We start from the raw sequence: 7,521 nt of genomic DNA, 5'->3' as shown, positions 1-7,521 counted from the left end.
GCACAGGCTAAGCTGGATGCGCTGACGTCCCTGACACCCGATCAGATTGCCGCGATGTCGCCCGAAGATCAGGCGGCCCTGCCTGGGAAGATAGCTGCTCTGCAGGCCGAGGTCGCTGCCGACAACGCTGCTGCTGCTGCGGCCGCGGTCGGCACCGATGATGCATCGCTCGACGCGGCATTGGCGGATATGGCCAACAAGCCCGTCGACGCCGCGGTCACGTCCTGGGCTCAAGACGTCCTTGCCGGCAAGATCGACCAGACGGCTGCCGCGATGCAGACGGAAACGACGCCGTAACGAACCGCCGCCGAAACGGTAGTGGTCAGTCAAAGAAGATGCCGCCGGGTTTCACTCGGCGGCATTGCCTTTTCCCGCTCATGGTCGGGCTGGCTATCCAGGGATAGCCACCGAGCTGGCGTCCAGGGATAGCCAGGCTCGAAACACTCAGACGTGCTTGCGGCCGCCGGTTTCGCGGAACCAGCTGTCGGGATAGGGATACCACCAGTCCTGGATCGCAGGCTTGTGGTCGATGATCACCATTTTGGAGCGGCGGAAGGCGTCGAGCCCCTGGCGTCCGAGCTCGCGGCCAAGGCCCGAGGCCTTCCAGCCGCCGAACGGCAGGGCATCGTTGTCGATCAGCGGGTTGTTGACCCAGACCATGCCGGCTTCGAGCCGTTCAGCCGCCTCGTGGGCTTCGGCCAGATTCGATGTGAACACCGAAGCGCCGAGCCCGAACGGGCTGTCATTGGCAAGCCGGATCGCCTCGTCGAAATCCCTGACCCGGCAGATGGCGGCGACGGGTCCAAAACACTCTTCGCGCACGATCGCCATATCAGGGGTGACGCCGGTCAGGATGGTCGGTTCGTAGAACCAGCCGATGTTGTGCGCCGGCGGGATGCGCCCGCCGGTCACCGCCTTGGCGCCATGGGCAATGGCGTCATCCACAAGGCGCATCACTTTGGTCCGCGCGCTTTCGCTGACCAGCGGGCCGATCTCGGTCTTGTCCATGCCGTTGCCGATGCGCAGCGCCCGCGTCCTTTCGGCGAACAGCGCGACGAAGCGGTCATGCACGGAATCGACGACGAAGAAGCGCTCGGCCGAAGTGCAGACCTGGCCGGTGAGGTGGAAGGCGGCGGTGACGCTGCCGGCCGCCGCGATCTCGAGCGGGGCATGCTCGCTTATGATCAGCGGGTCGCTGCCGCCGGCCTCGATGACGCACGGCTTCATGCGTTCGGCGCAGGCTACCGCCACCGCCTTGCCTGCGGCGACCGAGCCGGTGAAGGCAACGGCATGGGTGCGGTCGGAGGCGATCAGCGCCTGCGCTGTGGCCGCTCCGCCGGGCAGGCAGGAGACCAGCCCCTCTGGCAGCGAGCGGAACACGGTCATGTAGTCCAGCGTCGAGAGCGTCGTCGCCTCGGCCGGCTTGATGATGCAGGCATTGCCGGCGGCGAGCGATGCGGCGACCGTCCAGCACATCAGCAGGATCGGGAAATTGTAGGGCATGATGTGTACGGAGACGCCGTAAGGTTCGTAGCGCGCATACTGGAACGAACCGGCCTGCGTCGTGCCGGCGATCTTGCCGGCATCGTCGCGCGCCATCTCGGCATAGTAGCGGAAGATCGGCGCGCAATTGGCGATCTCGCCGATCGCTTCGGGGTAGGGTTTGCCCATCTCGCGCACCATCAGCTCGGCGCAACGCGTGAAGTCCGCCGCCTCGATGGCGTTGGCGACGGCATGCAGATGCTTGGCCCGGCTCTTGGCATCGAGCTTCTTCCAGGCGGCCTGCGCCTTCGTCGCGGCCGTGAGTGCGGTATCGATCTCGCCGTCTGTCGCAGCAGAGATAGCGCCGACGGTTTCCAGCGTCGCCGGATCGATCACCGGTTTTGCCGCGCCGGCCATCGACCGGTAGTCCGGATTGACGAAGAAGGTTGGCCGGTCAGGAGAGAAATCCATTTTGTCCTTCTCCATTTACGGAGCCTTTTTGAGAATTCGTCCTGCCGAGGCAGATGGCGTGGCTTTCGAGAACCGGAGCGCAGCGGACATTTAGTCCGTGAGCACCGGAAGCGCAGAAAGCCGCGTCAGGTGTCCGGCAGGGCAGAATTATCGAGAAGGCTCAGCGGATCATGTAGACCTTCTTGATTGTCTCATGGACGGTGCAGACGCCCTTCCAGTCCTGCGGGAAGAACGCTGCCGTATCCGGCTCGATCTCGATGACCTCGCCGGATTCATGCACATAGGTGCAGCGCCCTTCGAGGAAATGGCAGAACTCGTCGCGGGTGACATGGCAGTGCCATTTGCCCGGAGTGCAGACCCAAAGCCCGCATTCGGAGCGGCCTTCCGGCCCCTTGTACAGCAGCTTGCCCGAGGTATGGGATTGGCCCTCGATCATGGTCGGGATGACGCCCCAGTCGACGAGGTCGGTAATGGTAAGCGGGGATTTCATGATGGGGGTTGTCATATCGATTCCTTGGAAATGGGTGCTCAGCGGCACATGAAGGCCTTGGTCAGCGTTTGCGTGATGATGGAGATGCCGGTCCAGCCGGCGGGGAAGAATACCAGCGTGCCGGCCTCGACCGCGATCTCCTCGCCGTCGCCATGGACATAGCTGCCGCGTCCCGACAGGAAGTGGCAGAATTCGTCGGCGCCAAAGGTGACCTTGCGCGTGCCCGGCGTGCACGCCCACAGGCCGCATTCGCTCGATCCGTCCGGGTTCTGCGCCAGGATCTTGCCCGAAGCGCGCGGCGAACCGGCGAGCGTGTTGCTGCCCGCGCCCCAGTCTTCCAATTCCACGGCCGAAGCCTTCGGCCAGTGCGGTGTCGACATGTCATCAAGCTCCGTGGTCACGCCAGCATGTAGACGTTGCGCATCGTCTCATGCACGGTGCATTCGCCTCTCCAGCCGGCAGGGAACATGACCACGGTGCCGGTGGAGACTTCTATCACCTCACCGACATCCGACCGGTAGGTCGCGCGGCCGGCGACGAAATGGCACAATTCGTCGCGCGGGATACTGAGGCGCCAGCGGCCTGGCGTGCAGACCCAGATGCCGGATTCCGGCTGGTTGTTTGGCCCTTTGTGCACGAGCCTGCCGGTGGAGCGCGAAGCGCCGTCCAGCGCGTCAGGTTGGACGCCCCAGTCGACGAGGTCGGTTCGGGTGGTGGCCTGGTGGAGGTGTGGGGCGGAGGAGGTCATGAGCGTGCTCCATCATTTGGGCGCTCAATCCCGCCCCGTTTTCGCTCTACGAGGCCCCCCTCTGTCCTGCCGGACATCTCCCCCTCAAGGGGGGAGATTGGCAACTTTGGCTTCTGTGTCTCTTCTTCAGCGTTGAAAATTGGCGAAAGCCGCCGCGAAATCCAATCTCCCCCCTTGAGGGGGAGATGGCCGGCAGGCCAGAGGGGGGCGCCTGGGCTCCGCATCTCAATCACAGCAGCGTCTCCAACAACCCGGCCGCTTTCTCCGGCCCATTCTGCGCGTGCATCTGCGCCGATGTCTTCGCCAGCTTGGCTTTCATCGCCGGGTCGGTCAGGCAGGTCTCGATCTTGGCAACCAGCTCGGCATCGGTCCAGTCGTAGCGCGGCATGCCGAAGCCGTGGCCGGTTTCCTCGACGCGGGTGGCGTTGTCGTGGCCATCCCAGACATAGGGCATGATGATGGCCGGTTTGCCGAAATAGAGGCACTCGGTGAACGAGTTGTTGCCGCCATGGTGGATGACGGCATCGACCTGCGGGATCACCGAGGGCTGCGGAAACCAGCTGTCGACAATGACGTTACCGGGCACGTCCGTGTACTGGTCCTTGTAGCCGCCGACATTGACCAGAGCCCTGTAGCGCGTCTTGCCCAATGTCGCGATGATGCGCTTCAGCAGATCGACATCGCCGGCGCCCAGGCTGCCGAAGGAGACGTAGAGCAGCGGCCCGTCATTGTTCCTGGAGAAGGTCGGCACCGTGTACGGCTTTTCGTGCCGCACGCAGCCTTCGAGGTACTGGAATTTTGCCGGGTCGAGCGGATGGCGGCGCTTGAATTTTGCCGCTTCGGGGTAGAGCAGCAGGTTCAAATAGGGCGAGGCTTCGAAGAACTGGCCGATCGGATAGGGCGCCTCGTGGTTGGCGGTGAGAAAGCCGTTGAAGTCGTCATGGATCGGCTTGATCACCGCATTGAAGTGGTCGCGGTAGCGCTGGTGGCCGGCATGGTCGTTCTCGCCGCAGCCGGAGAGATGGGGCGGGATGTCCTCGTCCTCGATCTCGTTTTCCGAGCAGGAGATGACGCGCACCCACGGCTTGCCGTACTGCTTGATGGCCGGGAACAGGATGACGTTGTCGACGCAGATCACATCCGGCTTGATGGCTGAGAGAACGCGCGGCAGATCCTTCTGCGCCCATTTGGCGCTGTCGACGATCGCCGTCCAGCAATCCTTGACGTAGTTGTCGACCTGGTCGTAGGGCGATTTGCGGAAGTTCGGGATATGGCCGTTGATGAAATCCTCCCAGAATTTCGCCATCTGCTCGGGCGGCATCGGCTCCGACAGGTTCACCGGATGCGCCTCGAAGCCGTAGCCCTTGTAGACATCGACGAAGCCGGGGTCGGACAGGAACACCGCCTTGTGGCCGCGCGCTTCGACTGCCTGGGCGATACCGACGGAATTGAGCGCCGGGCCGTAGGCGGCTTCTGGAAAAAACGCGATCGTCTTCTGCGCCATCAGGCTTCTCCTGTCATTCTGCGAAAATTCTGACATCGGCGGCATCCCAGCCGAGTTCGACCTGGTCGCCCGACGAGACCGGCCGGCGGTCGGCGGCATCTGCGGTGACGCGCACCAGGAACGGCTTTGGCGACAGGGGCGTGCGGACATGCAGCTGCAGGTCCAGCCCCTGATAGGCCAGCGCCTCGACCGTGCCGGTGATGCGGTTGGCGGTTTCCGCCGATGGGAATAGCCGGATGCGCTCAGGGCGCACCGAAGCGACAGCGGATGCGCCGGGCGAGAGCGTTGCCGGAACCTTGCCTGATATGCGTGCGCCATTCGTGGCTACAACGCCATCGACGGCGGCTTGGCCCGGCACGAAATTCATCACGCCGATGAAGTCGGCGACGAAGCGATCGGCGGGGTGTTCGTAGATCGCGTGCGGCGTGTCGCATTGCAGCAATCTGCCGTCTTTCAGCACCGCCATGCGGTCGGCCATGACGAGCGATTCCTCCTGGTCATGGGTGACGATGACGAAGGTGATGCCGACCTCGTGCTGCAGGCGCTTCAATTCCAGCTGCATGGCGCCGCGCAGCTTCTTGTCGAGCGCGCCGAGCGGCTCGTCGAGCAGCAGCAGGCGAGGCCGCTTGACCAGCGCGCGGGCAAGCGCGACGCGCTGCTTCTGGCCGCCCGACAATTGCTCCGGCTTGCGGTCGGCGAAGGGGACGAGCTCGGTCGTCGCCAGGATGGCATCGACGCGGGAGCGGATTTCAGCTGTTGGCAAACGTTCCATCTCCAGGCCGTAGGAGACATTGGCGCGAACGCTCATATGCGGAAACAGCGCATAGGATTGGAACATCAGATTGACCGGCCGCTTGTTGGGCGGGGTTTTGGCGATGTCACGTCCGTCGAGCAGGATGCGCCCGTCATTGGGCGTCTCGAAACCGGCCAGCATGCGCAAGAGCGTGGTCTTGCCGCAGCCGGACGGGCCGAGCAAAGCGAAGAACTCGTTCTCGCGGATGTCGAGCGAGATGCCGTCGACGGCCATCACCCTGCCGAAATTCTTCGACACATGATCGATGGCCAGCAGAGTGCGGGGTTCGCTCATTGGCCGATGATCCCACGGTTGAGCCGCTGCGACAGGGTCAGCGCGGTGATCGAGACCGCCATGACGATGGTCGCCAGCGCGTTGATCTCCGGCGTGATGCCGAAGCGGATCATGGCGTAGATCTGCATCGGCAGCGTCGTCGAGGCGCGGCCGGCGCCAGCGGTGAAGAAGGCGATGATGAACTCGTCGACCGAGAGCGTGAAGGCGAGCAGCGCCCCTGCAATCACCGCCGGCGCGATGACCGGCAATGTCACCCGCCGGAAGGTGGTGAGCGCGGAGGCGCCGAGATCGGCGGAGGCCTCGACGATCGACCAGTCGAAACTCTTCAGCCGCGCGCGCACCACCGAGCAGACGAAGGCGAGGTTGAAGACGACATGGGCGAGGATGATGGTGTGCAGGCCCATGGTTAGATTGAGCATGGAGAAGAACGAGAGCAGCGCGATCGCCAGCACGATGTCGGGAATGATCATCGGTGCGAAAATCAGCGCTTCGAGGGCCTTGCCGTATTGCCGGCGCATCTCGATGCCGATCGCCAGCAGCGTGCCGAGCAGAGTGGCGATCGCGGTCGAGACCAGCGCCACGATCAGCGTGTTGAGGGCCGCGGACAGGATCGCCGAATTCGAGGCCAGCGAGACATACCATTTCAGGGAGAATCCCGACCATGCCGTCGGCAACCCGCCTTCGTTGAAGGACAGCGCCACCAGCACGGCGATCGGGATGTAGAGGAAAGCGAAGACCAGGCTGAGCACGAGCCAGAGCGTGCGCCGCGTGGCAGGGGAGCGCTCAGCCATCGGTGTCTCCGCCGGCTTGCGTGACGTGACCCGAGGCGCGATTGGCGGCCAGCGCTTGCGCCATCAGTACCAGAAGCATGATGGCAATCAGCGCCATCGCCAGTGCCGCCCCGAAAGGCCAGTCGTTGGCGGTCAGGAACTGGTCGTAGACGAGGTTGCCGATCATCTGGAAGCGGCCGCCGCCGAGCAGCGCGGGCGTGACGAAATTACCGATCGACAGCACGAAGACGAAGACCGCGCCGGCGGCGATGCCCGGTACGGTCAGCGGCAGGATGACACGACGGAACGTGGTGGCTGCCGAAGCGCCGAGATCACGCGAGGCCTCGGCGAGTTCCGGGTTGAGTCGCGACAGCGGCGCGTAGCAGGCGAGAATGACGAAGGGCAGGTAGTTATAGACCAGGCCGGCGATGACGGCGCCTTCGGTGTAGAGCATCGACGGCGGCTCGCCGGTGTAGCCGAACCAGCGCAGCAGCTGGGTAATCAGGCCTTCGCGGTTGAGCAGCACGATCCAGGCATAGGTGCGGATCAGATAGTTGGACCAGAACGGCAGCACGGCGAAGAACAGGAACACTGGCTGCCACCGGCGCGGTGCCGCCGATATCGCGTAGGCGGCAGCATAGCCGATCACCACCGCGATCAGGGTCGCGGTGCCGGCGATGCGCGCCGAATTGAGGAAGATGCCGGCATAGAGCGGGTCGAAGACCAGGCCGAAATTCTCCAGCGTGAAGGTGTATTCGATGCCGCCATAGATGCCACGCCGGAAGAAGGCGAGCGCCAGTACCAGCGCGCACGGCACCACCATCAAGGCCGCGAGCCAGGCCAGCGCCGGGGCCATCAGCAAGGAGGAACGAAGTCTGGTTGAGGACACGATTGGGTACCGCATTCAGCGGCCGACGGCGGAAACCCGCCGTCGGCCGCTGAATGCGGTACCCAATCGTGTCCTCAACC

At 64.1% G+C, this 7,521-nt stretch carries 8 protein-coding genes and 1 pseudogene; 1 reads left to right on the top strand and 8 read right to left on the bottom strand.

Going from position 1 to position 7,521, the window contains the following annotated elements:
• Positions 1-297, top strand: a pseudogene (locus EN879_RS17215) (hypothetical protein); the annotation flags it as partial.
• Positions 298-444: 147 nt separating this feature from the next.
• Here EN879_RS17215 and EN879_RS17210 read toward each other — a convergent pair.
• From EN879_RS17210 to EN879_RS17170, 8 genes are all read right to left on the bottom strand, one after another.
• Positions 445-1,953 (bottom strand): aldehyde dehydrogenase family protein, encoded by a 1,509-nt coding sequence (locus EN879_RS17210; protein ID WP_063170400.1) that lies wholly within the window; start codon positions 1,951-1,953, stop codon positions 445-447.
• 160 nt (positions 1,954-2,113) lie between these two features.
• Entirely contained in the window at positions 2,114-2,458 is a 345-nt protein-coding gene (locus EN879_RS17205) for a cupin domain-containing protein (protein ID WP_013528939.1), read from the bottom strand.
• A 23-nt stretch (positions 2,459-2,481) separates the two neighbouring features.
• Positions 2,482-2,823 (bottom strand): cupin domain-containing protein, encoded by a 342-nt coding sequence (locus EN879_RS17200; protein WP_063170399.1) that lies wholly within the window; start codon positions 2,821-2,823, stop codon positions 2,482-2,484.
• Positions 2,824-2,840: 17 nt separating this feature from the next.
• On the bottom strand, positions 2,841-3,191 hold the full coding sequence (locus tag EN879_RS17195) for a cupin domain-containing protein (protein ID WP_063169498.1): 351 nt from the start codon (positions 3,189-3,191) through the stop codon (positions 2,841-2,843).
• A 229-nt stretch (positions 3,192-3,420) separates the two neighbouring features.
• The gene (locus EN879_RS17185; RefSeq protein ID WP_063169497.1) at positions 3,421-4,695 is read right to left on the bottom strand and encodes a glycosyltransferase; all 1,275 of its coding nucleotides are present in this window, start codon (positions 4,693-4,695) and stop codon (positions 3,421-3,423) included.
• Between the two features lie 13 nt (positions 4,696-4,708).
• On the bottom strand, positions 4,709-5,782 hold the full coding sequence (locus EN879_RS17180) for an ABC transporter ATP-binding protein (protein WP_024504743.1): 1,074 nt from the start codon (positions 5,780-5,782) through the stop codon (positions 4,709-4,711).
• Positions 5,779-6,573: an ABC transporter permease gene (locus tag EN879_RS17175; protein ID WP_063169496.1), complete on the bottom strand. Its 795-nt coding sequence runs from the start codon at positions 6,571-6,573 to the stop codon at positions 5,779-5,781. Before EN879_RS17175 ends, EN879_RS17180 begins: the two co-directional genes overlap by 4 nt.
• Positions 6,566-7,408: an ABC transporter permease gene (locus EN879_RS17170; RefSeq protein WP_027163033.1), complete on the bottom strand. Its 843-nt coding sequence runs from the start codon at positions 7,406-7,408 to the stop codon at positions 6,566-6,568. The genes EN879_RS17175 and EN879_RS17170 overlap by 8 nt, the downstream gene beginning before the upstream one ends.
• Positions 7,409-7,521: the final 113 nt, after the last annotated feature.

Source organism: Mesorhizobium sp. M7A.F.Ca.AU.002.02.1.1 (genome assembly GCF_003998535.1).
In the GTDB taxonomy this organism is placed as follows: Bacteria; Pseudomonadota; Alphaproteobacteria; order Rhizobiales; family Rhizobiaceae; genus Mesorhizobium; species Mesorhizobium ciceri.
The sequence above is the reverse complement of the archived record's forward strand: the minus strand, read 5'-3'. Positions and strand labels throughout refer to the sequence as shown.

What these genes read in the sequence shown, in the direction of transcription:
- EN879_RS17210 (WP_063170400.1), bottom strand. Translation starts at nt 1,953, where the DNA reads ATGGATTTCTCTCCTGACCGGCCAACCTTCTTCGTCAATCCGGACTAC.
- EN879_RS17205 (WP_013528939.1), bottom strand. Translation starts at nt 2,458, where the DNA reads ATGACAACCCCCATCATGAAATCCCCGCTTACCATTACCGACCTCGTC.
- EN879_RS17200 (WP_063170399.1), bottom strand. Translation starts at nt 2,823, where the DNA reads ATGTCGACACCGCACTGGCCGAAGGCTTCGGCCGTGGAATTGGAAGAC.
- EN879_RS17195 (WP_063169498.1), bottom strand. Translation starts at nt 3,191, where the DNA reads ATGACCTCCTCCGCCCCACACCTCCACCAGGCCACCACCCGAACCGAC.
- EN879_RS17185 (WP_063169497.1), bottom strand. Translation starts at nt 4,695, where the DNA reads ATGGCGCAGAAGACGATCGCGTTTTTTCCAGAAGCCGCCTACGGCCCG.
- EN879_RS17180 (WP_024504743.1), bottom strand. Translation starts at nt 5,782, where the DNA reads ATGAGCGAACCCCGCACTCTGCTGGCCATCGATCATGTGTCGAAGAAT.
- EN879_RS17175 (WP_063169496.1), bottom strand. Translation starts at nt 6,573, where the DNA reads ATGGCTGAGCGCTCCCCTGCCACGCGGCGCACGCTCTGGCTCGTGCTC.
- EN879_RS17170 (WP_027163033.1), bottom strand. Translation starts at nt 7,408, where the DNA reads ATGGCCCCGGCGCTGGCCTGGCTCGCGGCCTTGATGGTGGTGCCGTGC.